Raw genomic sequence first — 25,734 nt, forward strand, 5'->3', positions numbered from 1 at the left:
TAGATGATAATGAAAGGAGACGACATATTTGCCAAAAGCTCTACATTTAAATTTAAGAGTGGATCCGACTCAATATATTTCACAAATACGTGAGGTCCCAGGATATGATTACATTCATTTGGTCCGTCAACCCAAGTACATGACCGACCTTTCTCTGCTCAATGATAAGGTCCATTATCTCAATGAAATTTTTTCCCCAAAAGGGTACGTTAAAAAAAATGACATCTCACTTTTACATGCACACCACGGCCAACTAGGTATTTTACTCCTCCCTTTTAAGGAAGAAACAAACCAACCTTTAGTCACCAGCATACGAGGCAGAGATGCAACCTTAGCAGATCAGCCTGTCGGTTATCTAGAAAATATGAAAATGCTTTTTAAACAGGGGGAGCGTTTTTTTCCAGTTTGCCAATATTTAGCTGATAGGATCATTGCATGGGGCTGTCCTCCAGAAAAAATTAGAGTGTTATATGGAGGGGTTGACCTCAGTAAATACCATTACCGTGCACCAAGCCTTGATGGTTCACTAAACATTCTTTCTGTTGGAAGATTAGTAGAAAAGAAAGGTCACCATATCTTAATAAAAGCTTTTCAAAAGATAAAAGACAAATTTCCTAGTGCTACTCTGACTATTATCGGAGGCGGAGAACTACAGGATGAGCTTATATCGCTTGCTAAACAATTAAATTTAGGAGATTCATTTCAATTATTAAATCATCTTCATAAAGACAAAGTGAGAGAGTATATGTCAAATGCTGATGTGTTTTGTGCTGCTAGCTTAGAAGCGGCTAATGGAGATGTAGAAGGTATTCCTAATACATTAAAGGAAGCTATGGCACTTGGTGTACCAGTACTCTCAACTTACCATGCAGGCATTCCAGAACTAATCACACATAATCAGGAAGGATTCTTAGTAAAGGAAAATAATGTGGATGAATTAGCCGCTGGCCTTGAATTTATACTCACCAATAGACAGCTATGGGAAACCTATACAATCGCAGCACGTAAAAAAGTTGAAACCCTCTTTGACTCTAAACAACAGCTACTTTTACAAGCAAAATATTATGATGAACTACTGATAGGAGGATAGTAATGGCAGATTATAAATCAATAAAAGTAACAAAAGGATTGAAAACTTTAGATATTGATAACTCAACAGACTATCCGCTAATTGGAATGGGTGCTCAAGGTGCAGTATTTAAAATTTCTGAAGATAAGTGTGTAAAAATATACACAGATCCCCTGCAAGCTAAGATGGAAGCAGAAGCTCTTAAAGCTGGACAACATTTATCCTTTTTTCCAAAAGTATTTAAAACAGGTTCAAACTTTATCGAGATGGAGTACTTTAATGCCCCAACGTTGAAAGAATACCTTAGAAACTGTACGTATATTCCTGAATCAATTACAAAAAAACTACTAGATGTTTTAAGAGAAATGAAAAAGACTAAATTTACGATGCTCGATGCACCTTTAAGACATATTTTCGTCCTTGAAAATGAAGAACTGAAATTGATTGATCACGTAAATGCGTTCAAACGAAATCACCCAATTCCACTAAAATTATTGAGAGATTTAAATATCATCTTGTTAAAAGAATCATTTTTATCCCAAGTGAAAAAGCTAGAGCCGGAAACTTTTGAAGGCTGGCAAAAATACTTTAACGAAAACAGTTTTGACTACAAGAACATTCCTGTATATTCAGGTGGATCAGGTAAAGGGGTTAAAGTTGAAAGTTCCGTAACCCAAACACTAATAGGTTCAGGACACCAAGGAGCTGTATACCGAGTTGCTGAAGATAAATGTGTAAAAATTTACGGAAACCCAGACCATGCAAAGCAAGAAAAAGAGGTTCTAATGTCTAGTCAAAAATTATCTTTCATTCCAAAAGTCTACGAGACTGGTTCCAACTATGTATTAATGGAATATCTAGTGGGACCTGATTTAAATACGTTCCTAAAAAAGCAATCCAGCCTTTCAAATGACATTGCTAGAAGACTACTAGACATTTTAACCACCATGAAAAAGAATGGTTTTAAACAAATCGATGCCCCACTAAGGCATATTTTTGTAACTAATAGTGGATTTAAGTTAGTCGACCACGTGTATTCCTTCTCTAGAGTACAAGATAGACCACTTGAGTTATTTCAAAACCTTCATGAAAGAGGATTCTTAGATTCTTTTCTCGAACAGGTAAAGGCAATGGATCCAAAAACACATGAGGAATGGACAAAGACACCTATTCCGCTTACTAATGAAGAAGTCGCTAACGAAAACTTAAAGAATTCGAAGAAAACTCGGAGCAGTAAAAAAGGGCATGATCGTAAAAAAGAGAACACCCGAAAGAAAGACCATAATCATAAAAAAGAGTCTAATCGTAAAAATGGACACGATCGTAAGAAGGATTCGAATCGTAAAAAAGACCATGAACGAAAAAAGGGATCGGATCGAAGAAAATGAAGATCTTAGTGACAGGTGCGGCTGGTTTTATTGGGTTTCATCTCTCTAAACGGTTGTTAGCTGAAAGTCATCAGGTTATTGGTCTAGATAATCTTAATGAATATTACGATGTATGTTTAAAGGAAGAACGAATCAAAATTTTAGAGAAGCAGCCCAATTTTACATTCTACAAAACAGATTTGGGAAACCTGGAATCATTAAAACAACTATTTGCAGATCATTCTATCAGAATTGTCTTTAACTTAGCAGCCCAAGCTGGGGTTCGTTATAGCCTTAAGGACCCTCATGCATATGTTCTATCCAATCTCCTGGGTTTCTTAAATGTATTAGAGGCTTGCAGAGACTACCCGGTAGAGCATTTAATTTATGCCTCATCAAGTTCCGTTTATGGCTCGAATACAAAAATTCCTTTCTCACCGAAAGACTCTGTTGACCATCCCATTAGTATGTATGCTGCTACAAAAAAATCTAATGAATTAATGGCACATACCTATAGCCACCTATATAATATCCCTACAACAGGGCTCCGTTTCTTTACAGTATACGGACCTTGGGGTAGACCAGATATGGCATACTACTCATTTACAAAAAACATTTTCGAAGAAAAAACGATTAAAGTATTTAATCAAGGTGACATGAGTAGAGACTTTACTTTTATTGATGATATTGTTGAAGGGATGATTAGACTTATTGATCATCCCCCTAAATCCAATAACTATTGGGATAGAAACAACCCTGACCCAAGCTCCAGCTACGCCCCATACCAAATTTATAACATTGGTAATAATAATCCAGTAAATTTAATGAAATTTATTCAGATATTAGAGAAACTAATAGGTAAAAAAGCAAAGGTTGAATTTTTGCCAATGGAACCCGGTGACGTAAAAGTAACCTACGCTGATATTAGTAGTTTGCAAAAAGATGTTGGATTCTCTCCCTCTACTCCACTGGAAATAGGTTTGGAACAGTTCATTGAGTGGTATAAGGAGTATCATCTCAAAAAGTAAAGGCTGTGTTAAGGAACAGTGTTGATTTATACACCCTGTTGATTGGAGCGGAAGGCACGAAGACTCCTGTGGGAGTATGGTTCAGGGGAGACCCCGCAGGCGCAAGCGCCGAGGAGGCTCGCCGAAACACCCACGGAAAGCGAAGTGCCTGGAGCGGAAATCAACAGGCAAATTTAACAGAGCCAAAGTAAAAAACCGAGAAGGAAACCTCGGTTTTTTGGTTTTGTGGGGCTTTACGCTTATTTAATTATATTGAGTAATATGTTTTTTATATGATAATTTAAATTTAAAGAGGCCTAAGATGAAAGAGAAAATAGAAATAATTAAAACGTAAAACCAGATTTGGTTTATCAAAGGTGTATCCCAGACACCGATAAAATATAGTAAAGCGGGAATCGTAAGAGTTACCCATGATTGGACAAATGCAACCATCCCGATATAATGGTCAATTTTCTTATTAAGGGCATTTGATAAAAAGAACAAAAACCATAAAAATGCCCACATTCCCCAAGTAAGCGTGTTAACCACATTATTAAAATGAATAAAAGATACTATGGTATAAACGACCCCAATTATTGCAACCCATAAACTAAACCAACCAAGACCACTGCCATCCAGCCCCCTCAATACCGTGACACCAACGTATAAATAGGTTAACCCAAATAAAAAAATGGAGGCGACATTATAAAGATCCCAATTATTTTGACCAGCTCCCACCATTAAATAAGTGGGAATCATTATTTGAATCGTTCCTACGAATATATTAAAAATACCAACACTTTTTGCTTCTGCCTTACCTAATAGCATAAGACTATTTAAAAATAATACAGCACCAGATAAAAATAACCCAACAAAACTCATCCTACTTGTTGTGAAAAGCCTGTTTCCACAACACTCCCCTCCTTCAAAAGGAGAAAAAGCAATTTCTACCTATCAATTAGTATAGAAATTGCTTTTTCATCACTATTTATAAAACTATACTTACAATCACTGAAGTTAAAATACTAACTAATGTTGCTCCAAATAATAGTTTTAATCCAAATCGAGCTACCGTATTGCCTTGTTTTTCATGTAAGCTCTTAACAGCTCCAGAAATAATACCAATAGATGAGAAGTTTGCAAAAGAAACAAGGAAAACAGATATTATTCCTAAGGTCCTTGGTGTAAAGCTATCTTGTATTTTTGCTAAATCCATCATGGCAACAAACTCATTTGTTACAAGCTTTGTCGCCATAATTCCTCCTGCACGAACAGCTTCTGAAAATGGAATACCCATAATGAAGGCAAACGGAGCAAATATATAACCTAAAATTTCCTGGAATGAAATTCCTAAAATCAATTCAAAAATATTATTAATCCCTGCCATTAAAGCAACAAACCCAATCAACATGGCACCAACAATGATGGCAACTTTAAAACCATCAATAATATATTCCCCAATCATTTCAAAGAAGCTTTGTTTTTCTTCCTGAATAATAAGAATGTCTTCACTTTCAGTCACCGTATATGGATTAATGATGGATGAAATAATAAATCCACCAAACAAGTTAATCACAAGTGCGGTTACAACATATCTTGGTTCTATCATCGTCATATATGCACCGACAATTGACATTGAGACAGTAGACATGGCTGAAGCACATAATGTATATAAACGGTGTGGTTGTAGTTGTCCGAGTTGCTTTTTAACAGTAATAAACACTTCAGACTGGCCGACAATTGCAGAAGCAACTGCGTTGTAAGACTCTAATTTACCCATGCCATTTATTTTGCTTAACAATAATCCAATTGCTTTCATAATGATAGGGAGTATTTTAAAATGCTGTAAAATTCCAATTAATACTGAAATAAAAACAATTGGTAGTAATACTTCAAGGAAAAAAGACATTTCTCCTTTATTTGAAAGTCCGCCAAACACAAATGAAATTCCGCTTGCTGCATATTCTAATAATTTACTAAAAACATCAGCAAACCCTTTAACTAATACTAGACCAAACTTTGTATTTAATAATAACCAAGCCAAAAGGATTTGAATAATAATCATAATAATAACAGGTCTAACTTTAATATTCTTTCGGTTATTACTAGCTACATAAGCTAGTCCAAAAACAATAAGTAATCCGATAATAGCAATAATGTATTTCATAGTTTCCTCCACAATGTTGTAATTTATCTTGATGAAAATGTTGCGCTTACATTTTTAAGAACAGAACTAATATAACATATGTATTGAACAAATGTTAAGTGTCATTTGAAAAAATGTAAAAATATTTTTTAGGAGTTCAATTTTTTTCACAAAATTATCAATTTGCAAGTAAAAACATTCACTTAATTTTAAAATTACTGAAATTTTGTAAATTCACATAAGAAATATTGCGAAATTTTAAAAACCTAACATCATACAGGACTATTTTAGATAAACAATAAAACATCCATCAGCTTGTCACTGATGGATTATACAGAGCATACTGTCCATTCCACAAAGACAAATGTACACGAATGGTGCCTGACACCTTAAAGTGACACCCTAAAGTGAGCTAGACTACTTCCAGTCTTTCGGGGCAGGTGTAGACGTTTAGGGTTTCATTTCGTATGAAGCCGATGGTGGTGATACCTAGTTGTTCGGCAAGCTGTATGGCCAGTTCAGTTGGTGCTGATTTTGACAGGACCATTTCACATCCGATTTTTGCTGCCTTTACGAGGATTTCTGATGAAATCCTGCCGCTAAACACAAGTAATTTATTTTGAAGAGAAATATTATTTTTTAGACAATAACCATATATTTTGTCCAAAGCATTATGACGGCCAATATCCATCCGGCTTATTAACATTTGATCGACTGTACATAGAGAGGCGTTATGAACGCCTCCGGTGCTTTTAAAAATAATCGAAGATTGCTGTAGCTCATTCATAAGCTTAAAGCATTCATCAGAAGATATTTTCGTTCGGACTGTATTCTTCTTCCTAATATGCATTGCATCATTAACAAAAACAAAACCTGGTCTACTCATTCCACAGCATGAGGTGATATAGCGTTTATTATGAAACCTTTGATAGTAAGGATTAATATTATTGGTCTGCACGTGAACAAAACCATTGAGCTCATCCATCCAAACCTCTATAATTTCCTCATACTTCCGAATAATTCCTTCTGAAGCTAAGAATCCAATCACTAAATCTTCAATATACTCTGGTGAACATATAAGCGTGACAAATTCCTCACCATTTATTTTGATAGTTACTGGATATTCGGTTACCACGCTATCTTCTATCTGTTCGGTATATCCTTTTCCAAGCCGAAGAATCTCCCGTTTAACCTCAATTGGTTTCAAAGTATTTCACCCGCTGTAGTAAAATATTTACTAAATAGTCACTATTTAATCTTTTAAAAAGACCAATGAGCTCTAAATCTTCGAATTATTCTAAAGGGTCGTCGAAAGTGTGCCACTTCCTATCTTCCTGGCAGCTTTTACAAACATGAAGGAGGACCGATTCGATTGCTCCCTCCACATTTTGTTCCGTATCTTCCTGCAACCCACAAATTTCGCATACTTTCATCTTGACTCCTCCTGGTTGTTGATTTCGAACCCTGATTCGACCAGTGCTTGTTCAAAATCATGAACCGAGGCCATCTTTTCATCAAAGCTAAAACTAGCCTGGCTTTTTGATAGGTTAACCTCTGCTTTGGCAATCCCCCATACATGCTCGATAGCTTCAAGAATCTTATTTGCATCCTGCTGGTTTGCCATGTTTTTAACTGTTACAACCCGCGTTTCCAATCTTTTCAGCCTCCCGCTATGAGTTTTCTCGTCTGTTACGTAAGAATACCTCACCTAATCCATCCATAAAATTCATCATACTTGTCATCGCTGCGCGCATTTCCCTACTCCACAGTCTTTTTCTTAACTGCCAAAGACTTTGCTTCTTCCCCTCTTGTCCGGATTCAGCCATACGTTCAAATCCATGAGACAGTCCAGCCAATACGTCAGAAAGTTGGCCTGGCTGAAGTTCACCTAAAAACGAGAAGGTATTCATTGCGTTTTTGATAACGTTTCTTATTGCAGGTTGATTCACTTGTTGAATCGCAATCGCCCCAATCTCAGTTCGCTGGTCAATCATTGATTCAACTGCATCTAATACTTTTGTTTCCTGAAGTCCCTTCATAATACGAATGGTTTTTAAAATAACATCCTTATTTGCAACAATCTCGCTCATAATCTCAGTCATTGCCTGTTCCTGCTCTATATCTGGTTTTGGTACTTCCCTAATTTGCGTAATTGCCTTCGCCATATTCGTCGCCCCTTAATTCGATCATTTCTGGAATCGGAGTAAAATCGGAACGATTCCATTTGTCCTCTACTTTCACACTGATTTGCGGAAGTCTATTCCCAAATCGGTGATTGTGTTTTGGCAGCGGTGGTACTCCTTTCACTTCCAGAACTTCCATTTTAACGCCCGTTTCTTTGTAAGCAGGTGTATGAGTTACAATGTCATGGTAGCTACTTGTCAGACGGTTTACCGCTTCGTAATCTTCCCTCGTGTTCATTGTCAGGTATAGTTCCTTTCCTTTTACTCGATCAGTAACCATTACACGTACCTTTACTTGACCATATGGAGAGGTCAGCCTAACTAACGTACCATCCTCGAGATTTCGCTCTTTTGCGAGTTCAAGCGAGACCTCTAGCCATGGATGCGGAACCTTATGCGTTAAGCCCTCTGATTGATAGGTCATATTTCCTTCGTGGAAATGCTCTAGCAAGCGACCGTTGTTTAAATGTAAATCGTAATCTTCCCCTGAGATGAAAGGGGGCGTCCAATCAACTGGTACCAACCTTGCTTTTCCTTCTGGTAAAGCAAAGCGAATTTCGTATAAAAGTGGAGTACTAGAGCCATCTTTCAATACTGGCCATACCTGACTATTCCACCCCTCTAACCGCTCATAGCTTACACCAGCAAACAATTTAGCAAGACTTGCCGCCTCATCCATGATTTCGCTTGGATGCTGATAGTTCCAATTTGCTCCGAGTCGGTTAGCCACCTCTTGGAAGATTTCCCAGTCAGGTTTCGATTCTCCAAGTGGCTCAAATACTTTATGAAACCGTTGAATTCTTCGTTCTGTATTTGTAAACGTCCCATCTTTCTCTAGGCTTGGTGCTGCCGGTAAAATGACATCAGCAAACTGTGCAGTCTTACTGAAAAAGATATCTTGAACTACAAAGAACTCTAAACGTTCAAATGCAGAATTCACATGATTTGAGTTTGCATCCACGAGCGACATGTCTTCTCCAAATAAGTAGAGCGCTTTTAGTTTTCCTTTATCCATTCCTTCTACCATGTGATGGTTATCCATTCCTGGTTCTTTGGGAAGCTTGACTCCCCAGGCTTTTTCATACTTTTCGCGAACCTTAGAATCTTGCACTGGTTCATAACCTGGCATCCATGTCGGCATGGTACCAAAATCACAAGCTCCTTGTACATTATTATGACCGCGAAGTGGATAAGCACCTGTTCCAGGGCGACCGTAGTTCCCAGTAATCAAGAGCAAGTTGGAAATGGCAGTACTTGTGTCTGTTGCTCCTTTATGCTGGGTAACGCCCATAGCCCATAAAATACAAGCTGACTTCGAATCATGGATCATTTCTGCAATTTGAATTAAGGTTTCTTGGCTTAATCCTGTCTTTTCCTCTGCATACTCTAGAGTAAATTTTTCAAGACTAGCCAAGTATTTTTCCTGGCCGCTGACGCGATTTTTCAAAAATTCTTTATCCTCCCAGCCTTGATCTAAAATGTATTTCGTAACAGCCGAAATCCAAATTAAATCCGTACTAGGCTTTGGATGTACATGAAGATTTGCCCGCTGTGCCATCTCATTTCCCCTTAAGTCTGCAACGATTAACTTTTGACCATGTAATTTATGTGCTCGTTTAATTCTTGTGGCCAAAACAGGATGTGACTCTGCAGGATTTGCACCAATTATAATAATCAGCTCAGATTTGATGATGTCATCCATCGTTCCAGAATCACCACCATAGCCTACAGTCCTCAATAAACCTGCAGTTGCTGGAGATTGGCAGTATCTTGAGCAATTATCAACATTGTTTGTTTCCATAACCGCACGAGCAAACTTTTGAAATAAATAATTCTCTTCATTTGAGCATTTAGAAGAAGCGATGTAGCCGATAGAATCCGGACCATATTCTCTTTTGATATGTCCAAGTTTATGTGCAATTAGATCAAGTGCTTCCTCCCAAGTTGACTCTACAAATTCATCACCTTTTCGAATCAATGGTTTCGTTAATCGCTCTTCACTATTTACAAAATCCCAACCCCATTTACCTTTAACACAGGTTGAAATACCATTTACCGGGGCTTCAGTATGTGTTTGAATCTTTAAGATTTCACGATCCTTTGTCCATACCTCAAAGCTACATCCCACTCCACAAAATGTACAGACGGTCTTAGTTCGTTTAATCCGTGCTTTTCTCATTGACGCTTCTACCTCAGAGATGGCGAAAATCTCTCTGTACCCTGGCTCCACCTCTTTTGTCAGATCGATCATCGGCCCTAAGATTTTAGGAGGAATCCCTGTTAAGAAGCCAGCATTTCCCAACATTGATTTTTCCATCAATGCGTTGCACGGACAAGCACTCACACAATGACCACAAGAAACACAGGATGATTGATCAATCGGAACATCGTTATCCCAAATTACACGTGGTTTCTCTCGATTCCAATCAATCGTTAATGTCTCATTTACCTGGAGGTCCTGACATGCTTCCACACATCTACCACACAGAATACATTGATCTGGCTCATATCTGTAAAATGGATTAGAGTTATCTGGTGGATACGGCTTTGCCTCAAACGGATACTTTTGATGTTCCAACTCCATTAACTCAACAGTATTATGAATCGTACAATTTCCGTTGTTGTTATCACAAACTGTACAATAGAGTTCATGATTCTTTAAAATACGGTTAATTCCCTCATTTTGAGCGTTTCTTGCCATTGGGGATTCGCTATCTACCTTCATTCCCGCTTCTGCTTTTGTTGCACAAGAACGAACGAGGTTACCTCCAACATTTACATAGCAAGTATCACATGTTTGAATGGTTCCTAAATTAGGGTGATAGCAGATTGAGGGTATAAATACATCGTTTCCCCTAGCCACCTCCAAAATGGTTTGTCCAGGTATCGCTTCGTATTCTTTCCCATTTATCTCTACCGAAAAAGTAAATTCTTCCATGTTAGTACCTCCTTCTTTCGGTCATTTTATCAATTAGTATTTGGTTTCAATACAGCATCTTTTTTTATGTAATCCTTATAAGATAACCAATAGGCAAGTGAAACAAAGATACTTCCGCCAACTGCGTTTCCTATAATAACGGGAATAAAATTCCTAAAAAAATCGGCCCATGTAAAGTGGTCTGAGAAGATTGCTGCAGGTATGAGGAACATGTTTGCAACAACATGTTGAAACCCAATCGCCACAAAGCCCATAATTGGAAACCAAATGGCCATAATCTTACCGCTCATTTCTTGGGATCCATAGGATAGCCAGCATGCAAGACCCACTAACCAATTACATCCAATGGCAGAGAAAAAACAAGCCCAAAACCCTTCATCTAATTTGGCTTGTGCAATGGCAACGGTTTTCTCAAGAAATGGACCCTCACTTGTAAGCCCTACTACATGACCGAAAATATAAGCTACAAAAATAGCACCAATAAAATTACTAACTGTAATCCAAAACCAATTGTACATAAGCCTTCCTAATGATACTTTTTTCGCGAAAAAACCCATGGCAACCGCCATCATATTTCCTGTTAACAGTTCTCCACCTGCTAAAAGAATTAAAATGAGACCAAGCGGGAACACAGCTGCTCCTAAAAACGATCCAAAGCTTCCCCAATCCTTAGGGAGATTTGCTGTTACACGAATATCTAGGAGAAAACCGATTGAGATAAAAGCACCACCTAGAATTCCTAATATGAACACCTTATTGACCGGAAGCTTTGCTTTTTTTGTTCCTGCATCAATTGCAATTTCAGCTATTTCATACGGTTTAAGAAATGCCATTACTCAGTTCCTCCTTAATGGGTTCAAGAATTAATATTTACTTTTCTGGGAATTTTATTAGTAACTAATTTTAAGAGAGTAAAATTGAAGGAGGTTTCATTTTGGAACAGGAGAATCTATTTTCATATGTCCAGTCCATGATTATTTCATCAACACATCAACCAAAATACATGTCTATTTCCACCGTAAAAGTGGCTGACATACTTGGTGTACCTTGTACCGAGGTTGAGAATGGTTTAAAGAGTTTAGTTGCTGAAGGCCGCTTAAAAACAACAAAACTTGAACAACCACCATATACTGAGGTTTATATGCTTCATTAGAAACAACTGACCCACCCTTTATTGATAAAAAAAGCTCAAAAATTCTCTATCTAAATAAATAGAGAATTTTTGAGCTTTTATTATATTAGGCTCTGTTAAACTTGCCTGTTGATTTCCGCTCCAGGCACGAGCGGTTCGTGGGTGTTTCGGCGAGCCTCTTCGGCGCTAGCGCCTGCGGGGTCTCCCCTGAACCATACTCCCACAGGAGTCTTCGTTCCTTCCGCTCCAATCAACAGGGTGTGAAAATCAACACTGTTCTTTAACACAGCCTTAAATTAAGTTTCTCATTTACATATTCTCTTTAAAGCGTTAAAATTTTTATTATTTAAATTTTTCAAAAATATGTTATAGTCTAATAAACGAAAAATGGAGTGAGGTAAATGAAATTACAAGTACCACGTGCCTACAATTTTAATGCAGGACCTTCCGCTTTACCGTTATCTGTCTTAGAAAAAGCGCAAGCAGAACTGATTGATTTTCGAGGTACAGGAATGTCTGTCATGGAGCTTAGCCATCGAAGCCGTACCTATGAAGAGGTACATAATCAGGCAATTAACAGCCTGAAAGAATTGTTATCAATCCCAGATTCCTATGAAATTCTCTTCCTACAAGGTGGAGCAAGCCTTCAATTTTCTATGATTCCCATGAATTTTTTAAAGTCGGGGAAAAAGGCAGGATATGTGATGACAGGGTCTTGGTCTGAAAAAGCATTTGCTGAGGCCAAATTATTTGGAGATGTTTATCATGCTGCATCCACTAAGGACGGAAATTACCGAGATATACCACAGGTAGACCACTTAAAGTACGATGTTGATGATTCCTATTTACACCTTACTTCCAACAATACCATTTACGGAACTCAATGGAAGGACTTTCCTGACAGTGGAGATGTGCCACTAATCGCAGACATGTCGAGTGATATTCTTTCAAAGCCGATTGATGTAAACAAGTTCTCCCTTATCTACGCAGGAGCACAGAAAAATCTCGGCCCATCAGGAGTAACCGTAGTCATTATTCGGAAAGACCTTTTAGAACAAGCCAATACTTCTATTCCAACAATGCTAAAATACAGCACGCATGCTAAGAACAATTCACTATATAATACACCACCAACCTTTGGCATCTACATGCTTGGAGAGGTGCTTAATTGGGTACGTGAATTAGGGGGATTGACGGCAATTTCTCAACGAAATGAACAAAAAGCAAAATTTATTTACGATGTCATTGACTCTAGTAATGATTTTTATGCTGGCCATGCTGAAAAGGACTGCCGTTCTCTCATGAACATAACCTTTAACTTGAAAACAGCAGAATTAGAAAAGAAATTTTTAGAACAGGCAAAACAAGAAGGCTTTGTAGGCGTTAACGGTCACCGCTCCATCGGTGGGTGCCGTGTATCTTCATATAATGCCGTTCCGCTTGAAGCATGTCAGGCATTTAGTGAGTTTATGATCGATTTCCAAACAAAAAATAGTTAGTAAAAACACCACACCCTCTCAAACTATTAGAGAGGGTGTGTTTTTATGATTCCGTTCTACTATTTTTGTATTCTATTTCCCTAGGTTTTTCTCTTGTTACGAAAATGTAATACTATTCTATTGTTCTTTTTCATAGAAATAGAAACTAATAAGAGAATCATGTGAAATCAACTAGGAGGGAAAAGAACGATGAAAAAACTAATCTCAGCACTAACTGTAGTAGCTTCACTCTTATTTGCTTCTCCTGCTTTAGCTCATACTGTAAAAAGTGGAGATACCATGACACAAATTGCCAAGGACCACCATATTAGCTTACAAGAACTCTCTCGGCTTAACCCACAAATTAAAAATATTGATTTAATATATGTTGGACAAACTGTTAATACTAGTAAATCAGTGGATGCAACTGACTCGCCTGAAATGGTAGCGGATCCTCCAAAAAAGGAACCAGCACAACCCGAAATCATAGTGGGTTACTCTGAGTACGAAATAGACTTGTTAGCTAGATTAGTAAGAGCAGAAGCAGAAAGTGAGCCTTATCAAGGAAAAGTTGCGGTAGCCTGTGTGGTTCTAAACAGAGTGGACAGCTCCGCCTTTCCTAACACGATAAAAGAAGTCATTTATCAAAAAGGACAATTTCAGCCTGTTCGAAATGGAGAAATCAATAAACCGGCTGATGTGGATTCAATTAAGGCTGTAAATGAAGCGTTAAAAGAGAAGAGAAATGTGGCTGCCGGATCCCTATTCTTCTATAATCCTGCTATAGCTACTAGCCGCTGGCTTGATTCTAGAGCAACCACACTAGAGATTGGTCACCATGTATTTAAAAAATAAATGAAGATGAAACTTCGCTGAAAAGAGTGATACCCATGGAAGCTATTACCTTTAAAGCATTTGCAATGACAAACGAGATTGATTTAAACCAGATCGCTATTCATTGTGGGATTCCTAAAAAATTCACATGGGAACAACCATTATTTCTTAGAGGACAAATCCTAGAATCCATCCTAGATAAAAAGATAAATGAAACTCAAATGGTACTTGTTTTTTCCTTTGGAAGTATTGTATTCATTAATCATACTCAAGCAGAAGAAATTACAAAAGTTTTAAACTTCCTTTATTCTTTCGAACCTGACATTGATATAAAAAATATAGAGAAATATACGGATGATTATTGTCTCCACATTAAAGAATCCCAACCTGTCGAATTGACTGACGAATATGTGGTTGTTCCTATATACGAGAGTTTTTATCCTGAGTTGATATCCACCATACTTGCCAAATCAGTAGCTCTAGAGAAAACAGAGGAACAGCTGGGAAAGATTCACGATAAACTTGAGACGATGATTGACCGGCTGGAAAAAGGCCGACTCCGAATCGGTAACAAGGAATTAGCAAGGACCACTGCGAAAATTGTCCGTCACGAGTATAATACCCTTGCCTATATTATGATTTTAGATAAACCAGATATGACATGGACTAACAGCACGGCAAACGAATTTTATGATCGAATGACGGGATTCTTTGAATTAAACGACCGTTATAAAATTTTGAAAAGCAAAACGGATATTTTATATAACATCATGGATGGTTTTTCTACTATTAGTCATTCTATCCGAGGACTATTCGTTGAATGGATTATTGTTATTCTTATTGTGGTTGAGATTTTCCTAACCATTTTAGAAAATATATAGGTTGACATTGTATACTTGCCAAATAAGACCGTAGGAAAGAATTCTCTCGTAAACAACATAAATTCCTACGGACTTATTTTTATGTATACGTGCTATTTTATTAAGTACATTTTTGAGAGTTCAGTGTACCGTAAAAAACTATCGAACATATTATATAAGGAAAACTTTTAGAAAGAGGTGTTACGATTGTCTTATACGATTACAACTGGCTCACATCCTGGACAACCTGGTGCGTGTTTGGCAAAATACAACCATTCTACTCTTCAACATTCTAGCCATAATCCTTCTCAAAATCCCTTTACTTCTCACAATCACTTAGTGCCACCTATTCAACAACCAGGGACAAGTTATGGTTATTATGGAAACCCATCGTGGAGACCGCCTGGGGCTTCCTATCCATTTTATTATTAATCATTAAATGGGCTATTTGATATCAATTATTTATCATCAAGTAGCTCTTCCCACTAATAAGAAAGTAGATTCAACAGGTTAACCCACATGAACATCTTGTATTTCCAAATAAATGTGAATAAGCCAAGGGAAATTCCTGATTCACCCTTTGCACCTCCCTCGCAAACTCCTCTTCCGTATTTGGTACTGATGATAAGGCATCTGCTTTTTCCTGTGTATTGATATGAGCACCAGGAGGAACAAAGCTGCTTTCCTTTAGCTTTACTCCACCTGTGATAACTGCTCCAGTCGAAATAAAGCATCGCTCTCCCAATTGTGCGTTATAAACTATCGTCTTAAATCCAATAAAAACATGGTCATCAATCTGACATGGTCCATGGATTAATGCTCCATGGGCGCACGATACACCGTTGCCAATATAAATCGAATATTGGTTATTATTAACCTTTACGTATTGTTTTTTCAATCCGTGAAGAATCACTCCATCTTGTAAATTACTATTTTTCCCTATATAAAATGGAGTCCCTTCATCCGCACGGATACTGACAAATGGACCGATATACGTATGTGCGTGAATGGATACATCTCCCACAATATAGGTAAAGGGACTTAAAAATGCTGTTTTATTTATCTTTGGAAAAATTTGATTGGGATTTACAGTAGTTGAAGGATTGGAACTGACCAAGTAACTATACATATTATATGGACCAATCGGAACTGTTGGCTGGTACCACATTAGGTTTACCCCCTTCAGATGACGGTTTTTAAGTTATTCATACTACAACTGATAGATTTTTATGATTAAGTTCTATATGAAAGTTATTCTGTAGGAGAGCAGAAGCATTTAAAACTTCAAAGGCAACAAAAAAAGCACCATCTAATTTTTGATGGTGCCTAATACAAATTCATTTATGACTTTTTAATTTTATAATTTTTATGATTTACAACCGTAATAAGGGGTTCTCCTTTATCTTTTGAAAAACCGTAATTAACCATTACGGAATTTTCCCTTATTGCGGAAACCTCTCCTTCAAGATCTTTCCCATCTCGTTTAAAGGAAATTACATCGCCAATTTTAGCAGTAGCCATTCCATCACCTCAAATTTATAATATCCAAAAGCTTGTAAGGGTAAACTCTTAAAAATAAAACGCTTGCATTTTTTAAAAACTGTTTTATAATACTTGTATACAAGTATACTTGATTTAATAGAAGGTGACAAAATGTTGCATGGACAGGAATCACTCTATCCCCAAAAATGGCTTTCAAAAGCTTCCGCAGGTGATCGCATAACTTCTGAACTTAGAATGCGTATTATTTCTGGATTGATTGAAAGCGGTACCATCTTATCAGAAAATAAGTTAGCCGCAGACTTTAATGTGAGCCGATCACCCATTCGTGAAGCATTAAAAGTACTGGCTTCCGAGAATATGATTCGATTAGAAAGAATGGGTGCAGTTGTTATAGGTTTAACAGAGAAGGAAATAAAAGAAATATATGATGTTCGACTACTGATAGAAACGTTTGTATTTGAACGTCTAGTCAAACAAGAGACAACTGAGTTAGTTCTGGAATTAAGTAAAATCCTTGAAATGATGAAGATTGCCATAAAATATAAAGATGCTGACGAGTTTTCCTATCAGGATGTCTTATTCCATGAAACGATCATTCGGGCAATTAATCATTCTTATATCTTAATGATTTGGAATAATGCAAAACCTGTTATGGAAGCCTTCATACTTTTATCAATGCGCTTGCGTTTAAAAGAAAAATACGAAGACTTCTCACGAATTGTTGAAAATCATCAGCTATATATTGAAGCCATCAAAACTAAGAATAGAAACCTCATGATTCAATCTTTACACCAAAACTTTGATGATGTTCAAGGTAAAGTAGAAGACCTTTGGATGTCGCAACAAATGCTATCTAAAGGAGTAGTGAGAGAAAATGACTAACTATATGTTAGGTATCGATATTGGTACGACAAGTACTAAAGCAGTATTATTTAGCGAACAAGGCGAAGTGTTTCAGCAAGAAAATATCGGTTACCCTCTTTACACACCTGATATTTCGACTGCTGAACAAGACCCCGATGAAATTTTTAATGCTGTGACATCTGCAATTGCTAAAATTATGAAACATCATTCTCACAAAAAATTATCGTTTGTTTCTTTCAGTAGTGCGATGCATAGTCTCATTGCCATTGATGAAAATGATGAGCCACTTACACCATGCATTACCTGGGCAGATAATCGAAGTGAGGCCTGGGCGCATAAAATTAAAGATAAATTGAACGGGCATGAAGTTTACAAACGAACCGGAACACCGATTCATCCTATGTCACCATTAAGTAAAATCACATGGCTAGTTAATGAACGACCTGAAATTGCTACCAAGGCTAAAAAGTATATTGGAATTAAGGAATATATTTTTAAAAAGTACTTCGACCAATATGTAGTCGACTATTCTCTCGCTTCTGCCATGGGTATGATGAATCTCAAAAAACTAGATTGGGACGAGGAAGCTTTAATGATTGCTGGTATTACACGGGATCAGTTATCAACGCTCGTGCCAACAACAGAGATTTTTACAAATTGTAATCCTGAATTAGCTAAACAAATGGGAATTGACCCACAGACTCCTTTTGTAATAGGTGCAAGTGATGGCGTACTTTCTAACCTTGGGGTAAATGCGATTGGAAAAGGCGAGATTGCTGTGACCATTGGGACAAGCGGTGCCATTCGAACCATTATTGATCAACCTCAGACGGATGAAAAAGGCCGTATTTTTTGCTACGCGTTAACAGACAAACACTGGGTCATTGGCGGTCCTGTTAATAATGGAGGGATGGTACTTCGCTGGATTAGAGATGAATTTGCTGCATCTGAAGTTGAAACAGCGAAAAGACTTGGGATTGATCCATATGATGTATTAACCAAAATTGCTGAACGCGTAAGACCTGGAGCTGATGGATTACTCTTCCATCCCTTCCTTGCAGGTGAACGAGCACCATTATGGAATCCTGATGTACGCGGTTCATTTTTCGGGCTAACCCTGTCGCATAAGAAAGAACATATGATTCGCGCAGCCCTCGAGGGAGTCATTTTCAATTTATATACTGTATTCTTAGCTCTAATTGAATGTATGGAAGGTCCAGTTACACGAATCCAAGCAACTGGTGGCTTTGCCAGATCGGATGTTTGGAGACAAATGATGTCTGATATCTTTGATTTGGAAGTTGTCGTACCAGAAAGTTATGAGAGTTCCTGTTTGGGTGCTTGTATTTTAGGGCTTTATGCAACAGGAAAAATTGATTCATTTGAAGTAGTTTCTGAAATGATTGGCAGTACCCACAAACATGCTCCTAAAGAAGAGGCTGCGAAAGAATATCGGCAACTGGTACCTATCTTTATTAACTTGTCTAGAGCATTAGAAGAGGACTATACGAGGATTGCCAATTATCAAAGAAGCTTAATAAAGTAATACGGACCTAAGCGGGGATTTTTCTCTAAATTCCCGCTTATGGTTAACATATTTCACATATTTGACAGCGCTTACCAAAAGATATTCAGATGAGGATAACTTTAAGAAATTTTCATTTTTGGTGCTACCACCGCTAAAGCGGAATCTATAAATATAAAAACATCATAGGGGGAAATAACAATGCCATTGGTTATTGTAGCAATAGGGATTTTAGCTTTACTTGTATTAATCATGGGTTTAAAATTAAACACCTTCGTTTCACTGATCGTTGTCTCATTCGGTGTCGCCATCGCACTTGGAATGAAATTAGATGAAATCATCGCAACAATTGAGGCCGGATTAGGCGGAACTCTTGGACATATAGCACTAATCTTCGGACTTGGTGCCATGCTGGGTAAATTAATTGCAGATTCAGGAGGCGCGCAGCGGATTGCGATGACTCTCGTTAATAAATTTGGCGAAAAGAATATTCAGTGGGCTGTTGTGGCTGCTTCATTCATTATCGGTATTGCTTTATTCTTTGAAGTAGGATTAGTCTTATTGATTCCAATCGTATTTGCCATTTCGAAACAATTGAAAGTTTCTATTCTATACCTTGGTATTCCAATGGGAGCAGCATTATCTGTAACACACGGATTTTTACCGCCGCATCCAGGACCAACTACCATCGCAGGTGAATATGGTGCCGATCTTGGCCAAGTATTACTTTACGGTTTTATTATTGCTGTTCCAACTGTCATTATCGCTGGACCTTTATTTACAAAGCTAGCTAAAAAATTGAATCCTGCATCATTTACAAAAACGGGTGATATCGCCTCTTTAGGGGAACTAAAAACATTTAAACTTGAAGACACACCTGGATTTGGTATCAGTGTATTTACGGCAATGCTTCCTGTTATATTAATGTCGATTGCTACTATTATTACATTGCTTCAAAAAACAATGGGATTTGCAGATAATAGTTTACTAGCCATTATCCGTTTTGTTGGCGGTGCATCCCCTGCCATGGTGATTTCTTTATTAGTTGCTATTTATACAATGGGATTAGCGAGAAAGATTCCAATCAAAACGGTAATGGATTCTTGTACTGAAGCGATTTCACACATTGGTATGATGCTCTTAATCATTGGGGGCGGCGGTGCTTTCAAACAAGTATTAATTAATGGTCATGTAGGTGACTATGTAGCTGAATTATTTAAAGGAACTTCTATTTCACCGATTCTTCTAGCATGGATTATTGCAGCCATTTTACGTATCTCATTAGGTTCCGCTACAGTGGCAGCCTTAACCACAGCTGGTTTAGTTATTCCGATGTTGGGTCAAACCGATGTAAACCTAGCTTTAGTTGTACTTGCAACTGGTGCTGGTAGCTTAATTGCCTCACACGTTAATGATGCTGGTTTCTGGATGTTTAAAGAGTATTTTGGTTTAAGCATGAAAGAAACATTTGCCACTTGGACATTACTTGAGACGATTATTTCAGTAGCTGGACTAGGATTTATTCTATTACTAAGCTTAATCGTATAACAATTTTGGGGACAGTCCCCCACCGCTTTAAAGTGGTGAGGGACTGTCCCCTCTTTATTTATTTTCCGTCTACTACTTCTTTCAAGATTTCATAAGATCGTTTTTGTTTTTCAGGGTCATAGATATACGATACAGCCATGATTTCATCTACTTCATAGTAATTTTGGAATGAAGTCAACTGATGTTGGATGGTCTCTTTGCTTCCTAATAGTGTAACACTGGACATAGAGGTAGCCATTTCTTTTTCCATTGGATTCCAAATCTGATCCATGTTATCCACTGGTGGTCGTAATGGATTCCTAGAACCACGAACTACATTCAGGAAGAATTGTTGCATAGTTGTAGACAACCATTCGGCTTCATTATCAGTCTCTGCGGCAATCACATTTAAACAGACCATCATATATGGTTTATCCAAATACACTGAAGGCTGGAAACGACTGCGATATATTTTAATTGCTTCTTCCATGTATCTAGGTGCAAAGTGGGAAGCAAAGACATAGGGAAGCCCTAGACTTGCTGCTAAATAAGCTGAATCTGTGGAAGAACCAAGAATATAGAGTGGAATATTTGTCCCCACACCAGGATAAGCTTTCACATAGCTTTGTTGATCCTCTGGACCAAAGAAGGTTAGCAGCGCCTTAACATCTTCTGGAAAGGTGTATACAGAGTCATTTTTAGAGCGTCTTAAAGCATTAGCTGTCATCATATCTGTACCGGGAGCACGCCCAAGTCCCAAATCCACTCGTCCTGGGTATATGGTCTCCATGGTACCGAATTGTTCAGCAACCACTAGAGGCGCATGGTTAGGAAGCATAATCCCACCGGACCCCACACGTATGGTATTGGTATGTTCTAAAGTATGCTTGATTAGAATCGACGTAGCTGAACTAACAAGGGTGGGAGTATTATGATGTTCTGCAATCCAATAGCGTTTATACCCCATCTTCTCTACTGATTGGGCAAGGTCCACCATTGAATCAATCGCTTCTTTCGATGTTTGACCATCTCGAATCGGTGCTAAATTTAGAACAGAAACGGGTATTTGAATTGATGCCATATTAAATTTGTCCTTTCATTTTGAAAATATATTACTATACTATCAATTGGAACACAGGAAACAAACTTAAATGCTTACTAATCATGAAAAAGAGGAGGTCATCCCCCCTCTTACATTTTTCCTTGAATTTTTAAAAGTTACGCTACTAAATACTTTTTTCTATTAAAACTATTTACCGTTGTTCCTACTTTGCTGCTGTATCGTTACATGTTTTGGCCTTTCGGGGTACGCGCCTTTACCATCATCAGGCCCAGTAAGGTCATTTCTTTGATCCAAGACTTTCCCCGTATATTCTATTGGATGTTTTCCAGACATTTCTTTCACCTCAAATTATTTCATTTCTATTCCTCTAACTCTTCTTTCCTTGAAACTTCATTTTCATCTCAGCTTCACTCATATTTGGATTTTTTCTTGGTGTACTTTTATTTAGTGCTTTTTTTAATTCGACAGTTGCATCATCGTTTGTATTATACTTTCCGTCCATTTTTAACTCCCTCCTTTTTGTTATTTATTATGAACGGAATTAAGATGTTCATTCTTACTTGATATTGACAGCATTATAGGAGCATGTTATATTTATCTCGAATTAAAGATATTTTAATCCAAGATAACATTAAAACCTATTCAGTATACTAAAAGATTAAAGTTGGAATTATATAGGAACATAAAATTGAAATCGTTGGAGGTTTTTTGATGAACGGATTAAAAGGCATTCACCATGTAACAGCTATTACAAGTAGTGCAGAAAAGAATTATGACTTTTTCACCTATGTTTTAGGAATGCGCTTAGTAAAGAAAACAGTCAATCAAGATGATATTCAAACCTACCATTTATTTTTTGCTGATGATAAGGGCAGCCCAGGTACTGATATGACATTCTTTGATTTCCCAGGTATTCCAAAAGGAGTGCACGGGACGAATGAGATATCAAAAACCTCCTTCAGAGTACCTAATGATGCAGCTATAGAGTATTGGGCGGAACGATTTAATCGTTTAAATGTGAAGCACTCAGGAGTAAAGGAGTTTTTTGGTAACAAATCTTTATCCTTTGTAGATTTCGATGACCAACAATACCAATTAATTTCCGATGAAAAAAATAAAGGAGTTGCAAGCGGCACACCTTGGCAAAAGGGGCCCATCCCTTTAGAATACGCCATCACTGGTTTGGGACCTATCTTTGTTCGTGTAGCCAATTTCGATTACTTTAAAGAAATGATGGAAAAAGTTCTTTTGTTTAAAGAAATTGCCCAAGAGGAAGCTTTTCACTTATTTGAAATAGGAGAAGGCGGTAACGGTGCCCAAGTGGTTGTGGAATACAATGCAGTACTGCCCCCATCCCAACAAGGCTTTGGTACTGTCCATCATGCAGCATTTCGTGTGGAGGATCGCACGGTTTTAGAAGAATGGATGACTCGGATTGAAGGCTTCGGATTCGGTACCTCTGGTTTTGTTGACCGCTACTTTTTTGGGTCATTATATGTCAGAGTGGCACCTCAAATCTTATTTGAATTTGCTACAGATGGTCCTGGATTTATGGGAGATGAACCCTATGAAACCCTCGGAGAAAAACTATCTTTGCCCCCATTCTTAGAAACAAAACGTGGCCAAATTGAAAAAATGGTTCGTCCAATTGATACAGTTAGAAGCACAAAAGAATTAGTGAAAGAATATAATTAACACTCAATCACCAAAGGAAGCTTGAGATTCAGACCATCCTCAAGCTTCTTTTTTATATTCAAAGTCTCATCTTTTAATCATTGTTGAAAAAGAACAATTATTTGAATTAAATTCTTTACTCTTAACAAATCCCATTTTTTCATAAAGATGAATGGCCCTCTTATTAAAATTGGCCACAGTTAAACGGATAGGAAAGTTCTTATATTTTTCTTTAATCAAGTCAAGGATAAATGTACAGTATTCATAACCATTCCCTTTTCCGGTTTCTCCGGGATGCATTCCAAGTCCAAAATCAATAAAACCATCAACATAGGCTCCAATCTGCTGACCTGTCGGAACCTGGGCAGACTCTCCGACACAAAAAAACCCTATTAAATTTTTTTCAGCGTTAACTACAGCATAATAACTGCCATTCAATAGTTCTTGTAGGGATTCATTAGTTAATTCATTATTATAAAAATCATATGGATGGTTATATTTCCAACCTAATACGTCTTTAGCATATTGTTCATTCATTTTGTGAGAAATTAGTTGCACTATCAAAACCACCTCTTTATTTTAATGCTTTTCACTATAATATAACATTTTTAGATAAATATGGAATTATTGCACTTCCCGCCTTGGCTTCTTTTCTTTTTTCTTCCAAATTCCTTGTATAATAATAGAAATTCTGTTATAGTAACAGTCATTTAAATATTTCTTACTTCAATACCATTTGAAGTGAGGATAGAGGCGCAAAAACCATGAGTACACAATTCGAGGAGAATGAGATCCAATGACCATTGTGAAAAGGGGAATTTGCCGAAGCGGAAAGAATCTCATAAATCTTGAAGCTGGTTCTGCTATTGAATAAATACAGAACTGTCATATAGGAAACTATATGGAGGGCTATCTCACGCATGGGAACAATTATTTAATCATGTTTCTAGTGCAGCAGCGAACCCTCGTTGCTGCTTTTTTGCGTTGACTATTAAGGTGCCTTCTCCGTTATAATTCTAAAAAACTATATAAAGGGTGAGAATGATGAATTTTGGCCAAGTTTTAACCGCGATGGTTACGCCATTTGATCAACAAGGAGAAATTGATTATATTGCAACAAAAGAACTCATAAATTATTTAATCGCAAATGGTTCTGATGGATTGGTAATTGCTGGAACTACAGGTGAATCTCCCACATTAACAACTGAAGAAAAAGTGGACTTATTTAAATTTGTAGTAGATGTGGTTGATAGCAGAGTTCCTGTCATTGCAGGAACAGGTTCCAATAATACTAGAGCCTCTATTGGCTTAACAAAGCAAGCTGAGAATGCTGGAGTGGATGGAATTATGCTGGTTGCTCCCTACTACAATAAACCATCTCAAGAAGGATTATTTCAACACTTTAAAGCAATCGCCGAATCAACCACATTACCAGTTATGCTATATAATATCCCAGGACGAAGTGTAATTAATTTAACTGTCGAAACAATCGTCTCTTTATCAAAGATTAATAATATAGTTGCTGTCAAAGAAGCAAGTGGGAACCTTGATGCAATGGCCGACATCATCAGCCAAACTCCTAGTGACTTTACACTTTATAGTGGAGACGATGGATTGACTTTACCTGTTTTAGCGATTGGTGGAACAGGAGTGGTCTCTGTTGCATCCCATATCATTGGAAATGAAATGCAGACAATGATCAATAACTTTAAGAATGGTGATCTAAAGGAAGCCGCAGCAGCACATCGTAACCTCCTTCCAATAATAAAAGCATTGTTTGCTGCACCAAGTCCAACACCAGTAAAAGCAGCATTAAAAATGATTGGTGTTCCAGTGGGTGGTGTCCGTTTACCTCTTGTCCCATTAACGGATGGAGAACAACAGACATTACAAAAGAGCCTCCCAATCAATTTACTAAAGGTACACTGTTAGTAGAGAAGAAAAGTCAAAAAAAAGTTAGAAAAACCTCTTCGATTGATTCTATTTCCCTTGAGAATTTGTTATAATTAAGTAGTTTTAACACTATTGAGGGGGAAAAAGATTTCATGTCAGTTGAAGTAGGCAGCAAAGTCCAAGGAAAAGTAACAGGAATCACTAATTTTGGAGCATTCGTCGAATTACCTGGAGGTACAACAGGTCTAGTGCATATTAGCGAGGTTGCAGAAAGCTATGTAAAAGATATTAATGACCATCTAAAAGTAGGCGACATGGTTGAAGTTAAAGTAATTAGTGAAAAGGATGGTAAAACTGCCCTATCCATTAAAAAAGCGATAGAAAAACCTGAAACATCATCTTATTCACAACGCCCGCCACGTCAGGGAAGATCTGATAACCGTTCAAAAGACTTCCGTCCAAAAGGGAATTTTAAACCTAAAGAAACATTTGAAGATAAAGTGGCTAAGTTCTTGAAGTCTAGCGAGGAAAATTTATCTTCTCTTAAGCGCAACACAGAAACAAAACGCGGTGGTCGAGGCGGAAGACGCGGATAACATCAACGTTTAAAGAATTGTTCATATAGAAAAAGAGGTTGACTCTATAGAAAGGGTCAACCTCTTCTTTGCATA

The 25,734-nt window shown here is 37.4% G+C and carries 28 protein-coding genes and 1 riboswitch; of the genes, 14 read left to right on the top strand and 14 right to left on the bottom strand.

The genetic code is table 11. The features are described 5' to 3' along the window. Positions 1-28 precede the first annotated feature (28 nt). Genes AC3A54_RS23530 through AC3A54_RS23540 form a run of 3 tightly spaced genes read left to right on the top strand, consistent with a single transcriptional unit; the run spans position 29 to position 3,464 of the window. Positions 29-1,090: a glycosyltransferase gene (locus tag AC3A54_RS23530; RefSeq protein WP_487656429.1), complete on the top strand. Its 1,062-nt coding sequence runs from the start codon at positions 29-31 to the stop codon at positions 1,088-1,090. Positions 1,091-1,092: 2 nt separating this feature from the next. Then, positions 1,093-2,457 carry a hypothetical protein gene (locus tag AC3A54_RS23535; RefSeq protein ID WP_487656430.1) on the top strand — a complete coding sequence of 455 codons (1,365 nt, stop codon included), beginning with the start codon at positions 1,093-1,095 and terminating at the stop codon, positions 2,455-2,457. Next, positions 2,454-3,464, top strand: coding sequence for an NAD-dependent epimerase (locus tag AC3A54_RS23540; RefSeq protein WP_487656431.1), 1,011 nt, complete (start codon positions 2,454-2,456; stop codon positions 3,462-3,464). The genes AC3A54_RS23535 and AC3A54_RS23540 overlap by 4 nt, the downstream gene beginning before the upstream one ends. A 243-nt stretch (positions 3,465-3,707) precedes the next feature. Here the strand turns inward: AC3A54_RS23540 and AC3A54_RS23545 are convergent, their stop codons facing one another. From AC3A54_RS23545 to AC3A54_RS23580, 8 genes are all read right to left on the bottom strand, one after another. Beyond that, positions 3,708-4,325, bottom strand: coding sequence for an AmiS/UreI family transporter (locus AC3A54_RS23545; protein WP_487656432.1), 618 nt, complete (start codon positions 4,323-4,325; stop codon positions 3,708-3,710). A 106-nt stretch (positions 4,326-4,431) separates the two neighbouring features. Then, positions 4,432-5,610, bottom strand: a complete 1,179-nt coding sequence (locus tag AC3A54_RS23550; RefSeq protein WP_487656433.1) for a NupC/NupG family nucleoside CNT transporter — start codon at positions 5,608-5,610, stop codon at positions 4,432-4,434. Positions 5,611-6,001: 391 nt separating this feature from the next. Next, positions 6,002-6,796: a formate dehydrogenase accessory sulfurtransferase FdhD gene (gene fdhD, locus AC3A54_RS23555; RefSeq protein ID WP_487656434.1), complete on the bottom strand. Its 795-nt coding sequence runs from the start codon at positions 6,794-6,796 to the stop codon at positions 6,002-6,004. An 85-nt stretch (positions 6,797-6,881) separates the two neighbouring features. Next, a complete protein-coding gene (locus AC3A54_RS23560; protein WP_335546732.1) occupies positions 6,882-7,022 on the bottom strand; it encodes a hypothetical protein in 141 nt (46 codons plus the stop codon). Next, on the bottom strand, positions 7,019-7,243 hold the full coding sequence (locus AC3A54_RS23565; RefSeq protein ID WP_487656435.1) for a heavy-metal-associated domain-containing protein: 225 nt from the start codon (positions 7,241-7,243) through the stop codon (positions 7,019-7,021). The genes AC3A54_RS23560 and AC3A54_RS23565 overlap by 4 nt, the downstream gene beginning before the upstream one ends. A 16-nt stretch (positions 7,244-7,259) precedes the next feature. Further along, positions 7,260-7,754, bottom strand: a complete 495-nt coding sequence (locus AC3A54_RS23570) for a helical membrane plugin domain-containing protein (RefSeq protein ID WP_487656436.1) — start codon at positions 7,752-7,754, stop codon at positions 7,260-7,262. Further along, the gene (gene fdhF / locus AC3A54_RS23575) at positions 7,729-10,710 is read right to left on the bottom strand and encodes a formate dehydrogenase subunit alpha (RefSeq protein WP_487656437.1); all 2,982 of its coding nucleotides are present in this window, start codon (positions 10,708-10,710) and stop codon (positions 7,729-7,731) included. The genes AC3A54_RS23570 and fdhF overlap by 26 nt, the downstream gene beginning before the upstream one ends. Before the next feature lie 29 nt (positions 10,711-10,739). Continuing rightward, the gene (locus AC3A54_RS23580) at positions 10,740-11,543 is read right to left on the bottom strand and encodes a formate/nitrite transporter family protein (RefSeq protein ID WP_487656438.1); all 804 of its coding nucleotides are present in this window, start codon (positions 11,541-11,543) and stop codon (positions 10,740-10,742) included. Positions 11,544-11,644: 101 nt separating this feature from the next. Between AC3A54_RS23580 and AC3A54_RS23585 the strand changes: the two genes are divergently transcribed. The 5 genes from AC3A54_RS23585 (at position 11,645) to AC3A54_RS23605 (ending at position 15,446) form a co-directional block, all read left to right on the top strand. Continuing rightward, positions 11,645-11,863, top strand: a complete 219-nt coding sequence (locus AC3A54_RS23585; protein ID WP_335546739.1) for a hypothetical protein — start codon at positions 11,645-11,647, stop codon at positions 11,861-11,863. Between the two features lie 380 nt (positions 11,864-12,243). Beyond that, positions 12,244-13,341 carry a 3-phosphoserine/phosphohydroxythreonine transaminase gene (serC, locus tag AC3A54_RS23590; protein ID WP_487656439.1) on the top strand — a complete coding sequence of 366 codons (1,098 nt, stop codon included), beginning with the start codon at positions 12,244-12,246 and terminating at the stop codon, positions 13,339-13,341. Between the two features lie 189 nt (positions 13,342-13,530). Then, positions 13,531-14,175, top strand: a complete 645-nt coding sequence (locus AC3A54_RS23595) for a cell wall hydrolase (protein ID WP_335549512.1) — start codon at positions 13,531-13,533, stop codon at positions 14,173-14,175. Between the two features lie 35 nt (positions 14,176-14,210). Then, on the top strand, positions 14,211-15,035 hold the full coding sequence (locus AC3A54_RS23600) for an RMD1 family protein (protein ID WP_487656440.1): 825 nt from the start codon (positions 14,211-14,213) through the stop codon (positions 15,033-15,035). 186 nt (positions 15,036-15,221) lie between these two features. Further along, on the top strand, positions 15,222-15,446 hold the full coding sequence (locus tag AC3A54_RS23605) for a hypothetical protein (protein WP_335548866.1): 225 nt from the start codon (positions 15,222-15,224) through the stop codon (positions 15,444-15,446). 70 nt (positions 15,447-15,516) lie between these two features. Here AC3A54_RS23605 and AC3A54_RS23610 read toward each other — a convergent pair whose 3' ends face one another. Together AC3A54_RS23610 and AC3A54_RS23615 are read right to left on the bottom strand one after the other, a co-directional pair. Continuing rightward, complete coding sequence (locus tag AC3A54_RS23610; RefSeq protein ID WP_487656441.1) at positions 15,517-16,182, bottom strand: LbetaH domain-containing protein; 666 nt, start codon at positions 16,180-16,182, stop codon at positions 15,517-15,519. A 173-nt stretch (positions 16,183-16,355) separates the two neighbouring features. Further along, complete coding sequence (locus AC3A54_RS23615) at positions 16,356-16,535, bottom strand: DUF2187 family protein (RefSeq protein ID WP_308083792.1); 180 nt, start codon at positions 16,533-16,535, stop codon at positions 16,356-16,358. A gap of 132 nt (positions 16,536-16,667) precedes the next feature. Here AC3A54_RS23615 and AC3A54_RS23620 point away from each other — a divergent pair, with 132 nt between their 5' ends. From AC3A54_RS23620 to AC3A54_RS23630, 3 genes are all read left to right on the top strand, one after another. Further along, positions 16,668-17,399 carry a GntR family transcriptional regulator gene (locus AC3A54_RS23620; RefSeq protein ID WP_487656442.1) on the top strand — a complete coding sequence of 244 codons (732 nt, stop codon included), beginning with the start codon at positions 16,668-16,670 and terminating at the stop codon, positions 17,397-17,399. Continuing rightward, on the top strand, positions 17,392-18,927 hold the full coding sequence (gene gntK, locus AC3A54_RS23625; RefSeq protein ID WP_487656443.1) for a gluconokinase: 1,536 nt from the start codon (positions 17,392-17,394) through the stop codon (positions 18,925-18,927). The genes AC3A54_RS23620 and gntK overlap by 8 nt, the downstream gene beginning before the upstream one ends. 180 nt (positions 18,928-19,107) lie before the next feature. Continuing rightward, positions 19,108-20,454, top strand: a complete 1,347-nt coding sequence (locus AC3A54_RS23630) for a GntP family permease (RefSeq protein WP_487656444.1) — start codon at positions 19,108-19,110, stop codon at positions 20,452-20,454. A 58-nt stretch (positions 20,455-20,512) separates the two neighbouring features. Here AC3A54_RS23630 and AC3A54_RS23635 read toward each other — a convergent pair whose 3' ends face one another. The 3 genes from AC3A54_RS23635 to AC3A54_RS23645 all read right to left on the bottom strand — a co-directional run bounded on the left by AC3A54_RS23635 (position 20,513) and on the right by AC3A54_RS23645 (position 21,998). Then, positions 20,513-21,514, bottom strand: coding sequence for an LLM class flavin-dependent oxidoreductase (locus AC3A54_RS23635; protein WP_487656445.1), 1,002 nt, complete (start codon positions 21,512-21,514; stop codon positions 20,513-20,515). Positions 21,515-21,682: 168 nt separating this feature from the next. Beyond that, positions 21,683-21,829 carry a hypothetical protein gene (locus AC3A54_RS23640; protein ID WP_487656446.1) on the bottom strand — a complete coding sequence of 49 codons (147 nt, stop codon included), beginning with the start codon at positions 21,827-21,829 and terminating at the stop codon, positions 21,683-21,685. A gap of 34 nt (positions 21,830-21,863) precedes the next feature. Continuing rightward, positions 21,864-21,998 carry a hypothetical protein gene (locus tag AC3A54_RS23645; RefSeq protein WP_308083786.1) on the bottom strand — a complete coding sequence of 45 codons (135 nt, stop codon included), beginning with the start codon at positions 21,996-21,998 and terminating at the stop codon, positions 21,864-21,866. A gap of 209 nt (positions 21,999-22,207) precedes the next feature. Here AC3A54_RS23645 and AC3A54_RS23650 point away from each other — a divergent pair, with 209 nt between their 5' ends. Next, on the top strand, positions 22,208-23,191 hold the full coding sequence (locus tag AC3A54_RS23650) for a ring-cleaving dioxygenase (protein WP_487656447.1): 984 nt from the start codon (positions 22,208-22,210) through the stop codon (positions 23,189-23,191). Between the two features lie 66 nt (positions 23,192-23,257). Here the strand turns inward: AC3A54_RS23650 and AC3A54_RS23655 are convergent, their stop codons facing one another. After that, entirely contained in the window at positions 23,258-23,728 is a 471-nt protein-coding gene (locus AC3A54_RS23655) for a GNAT family N-acetyltransferase (protein WP_487656448.1), read from the bottom strand. Positions 23,729-23,910: 182 nt separating this feature from the next. Next, a riboswitch (Lysine riboswitch) is annotated at positions 23,911-24,090 on the top strand. A 124-nt stretch (positions 24,091-24,214) separates the two neighbouring features. Between AC3A54_RS23655 and dapA the strand changes: the two genes are divergently transcribed. Next, positions 24,215-25,102 (top strand): 4-hydroxy-tetrahydrodipicolinate synthase, encoded by an 888-nt coding sequence (gene dapA, locus AC3A54_RS23660; protein ID WP_487656449.1) that lies wholly within the window; start codon positions 24,215-24,217, stop codon positions 25,100-25,102. Between the two features lie 113 nt (positions 25,103-25,215). Next, positions 25,216-25,659 carry a S1 domain-containing RNA-binding protein gene (locus tag AC3A54_RS23665; RefSeq protein WP_309862065.1) on the top strand — a complete coding sequence of 148 codons (444 nt, stop codon included), beginning with the start codon at positions 25,216-25,218 and terminating at the stop codon, positions 25,657-25,659. Positions 25,660-25,734: the final 75 nt, after the last annotated feature.

This window comes from Neobacillus sp. Soil_C_43 (assembly GCF_057656715.1).

Excerpts from the sequence above, each read along its gene's own strand:
- AC3A54_RS23535 (WP_487656430.1), top strand. The coding sequence starts at position 1,093 with ATGGCAGATTATAAATCAATAAAAGTAACAAAAGGATTGAAAACTTTA.
- AC3A54_RS23540 (WP_487656431.1), top strand. The coding sequence starts at position 2,454 with ATGAAGATCTTAGTGACAGGTGCGGCTGGTTTTATTGGGTTTCATCTC.
- AC3A54_RS23545 (WP_487656432.1), bottom strand. The coding sequence starts at position 4,325 with ATGAGTTTTGTTGGGTTATTTTTATCTGGTGCTGTATTATTTTTAAAT.
- AC3A54_RS23550 (WP_487656433.1), bottom strand. The coding sequence starts at position 5,610 with ATGAAATACATTATTGCTATTATCGGATTACTTATTGTTTTTGGACTA.
- AC3A54_RS23560 (WP_335546732.1), bottom strand. The coding sequence starts at position 7,022 with ATGAAAGTATGCGAAATTTGTGGGTTGCAGGAAGATACGGAACAAAAT.
- AC3A54_RS23570 (WP_487656436.1), bottom strand. The coding sequence starts at position 7,754 with ATGGCGAAGGCAATTACGCAAATTAGGGAAGTACCAAAACCAGATATA.
- fdhF (WP_487656437.1), bottom strand. The coding sequence starts at position 10,710 with ATGGAAGAATTTACTTTTTCGGTAGAGATAAATGGGAAAGAATACGAA.
- AC3A54_RS23580 (WP_487656438.1), bottom strand. The coding sequence starts at position 11,543 with ATGGCATTTCTTAAACCGTATGAAATAGCTGAAATTGCAATTGATGCA.
- serC (WP_487656439.1), top strand. The coding sequence starts at position 12,244 with ATGAAATTACAAGTACCACGTGCCTACAATTTTAATGCAGGACCTTCC.
- AC3A54_RS23595 (WP_335549512.1), top strand. The coding sequence starts at position 13,531 with ATGAAAAAACTAATCTCAGCACTAACTGTAGTAGCTTCACTCTTATTT.
- AC3A54_RS23600 (WP_487656440.1), top strand. The coding sequence starts at position 14,211 with ATGGAAGCTATTACCTTTAAAGCATTTGCAATGACAAACGAGATTGAT.
- AC3A54_RS23610 (WP_487656441.1), bottom strand. The coding sequence starts at position 16,182 with ATGTGGTACCAGCCAACAGTTCCGATTGGTCCATATAATATGTATAGT.
- AC3A54_RS23615 (WP_308083792.1), bottom strand. The coding sequence starts at position 16,535 with ATGGCTACTGCTAAAATTGGCGATGTAATTTCCTTTAAACGAGATGGG.
- AC3A54_RS23620 (WP_487656442.1), top strand. The coding sequence starts at position 16,668 with ATGTTGCATGGACAGGAATCACTCTATCCCCAAAAATGGCTTTCAAAA.
- gntK (WP_487656443.1), top strand. The coding sequence starts at position 17,392 with ATGACTAACTATATGTTAGGTATCGATATTGGTACGACAAGTACTAAA.
- AC3A54_RS23630 (WP_487656444.1), top strand. The coding sequence starts at position 19,108 with ATGCCATTGGTTATTGTAGCAATAGGGATTTTAGCTTTACTTGTATTA.
- AC3A54_RS23635 (WP_487656445.1), bottom strand. The coding sequence starts at position 21,514 with ATGGCATCAATTCAAATACCCGTTTCTGTTCTAAATTTAGCACCGATT.
- AC3A54_RS23640 (WP_487656446.1), bottom strand. The coding sequence starts at position 21,829 with ATGTCTGGAAAACATCCAATAGAATATACGGGGAAAGTCTTGGATCAA.
- AC3A54_RS23645 (WP_308083786.1), bottom strand. The coding sequence starts at position 21,998 with ATGGACGGAAAGTATAATACAAACGATGATGCAACTGTCGAATTAAAA.
- AC3A54_RS23650 (WP_487656447.1), top strand. The coding sequence starts at position 22,208 with ATGAACGGATTAAAAGGCATTCACCATGTAACAGCTATTACAAGTAGT.
- dapA (WP_487656449.1), top strand. The coding sequence starts at position 24,215 with ATGAATTTTGGCCAAGTTTTAACCGCGATGGTTACGCCATTTGATCAA.
- AC3A54_RS23665 (WP_309862065.1), top strand. The coding sequence starts at position 25,216 with ATGTCAGTTGAAGTAGGCAGCAAAGTCCAAGGAAAAGTAACAGGAATC.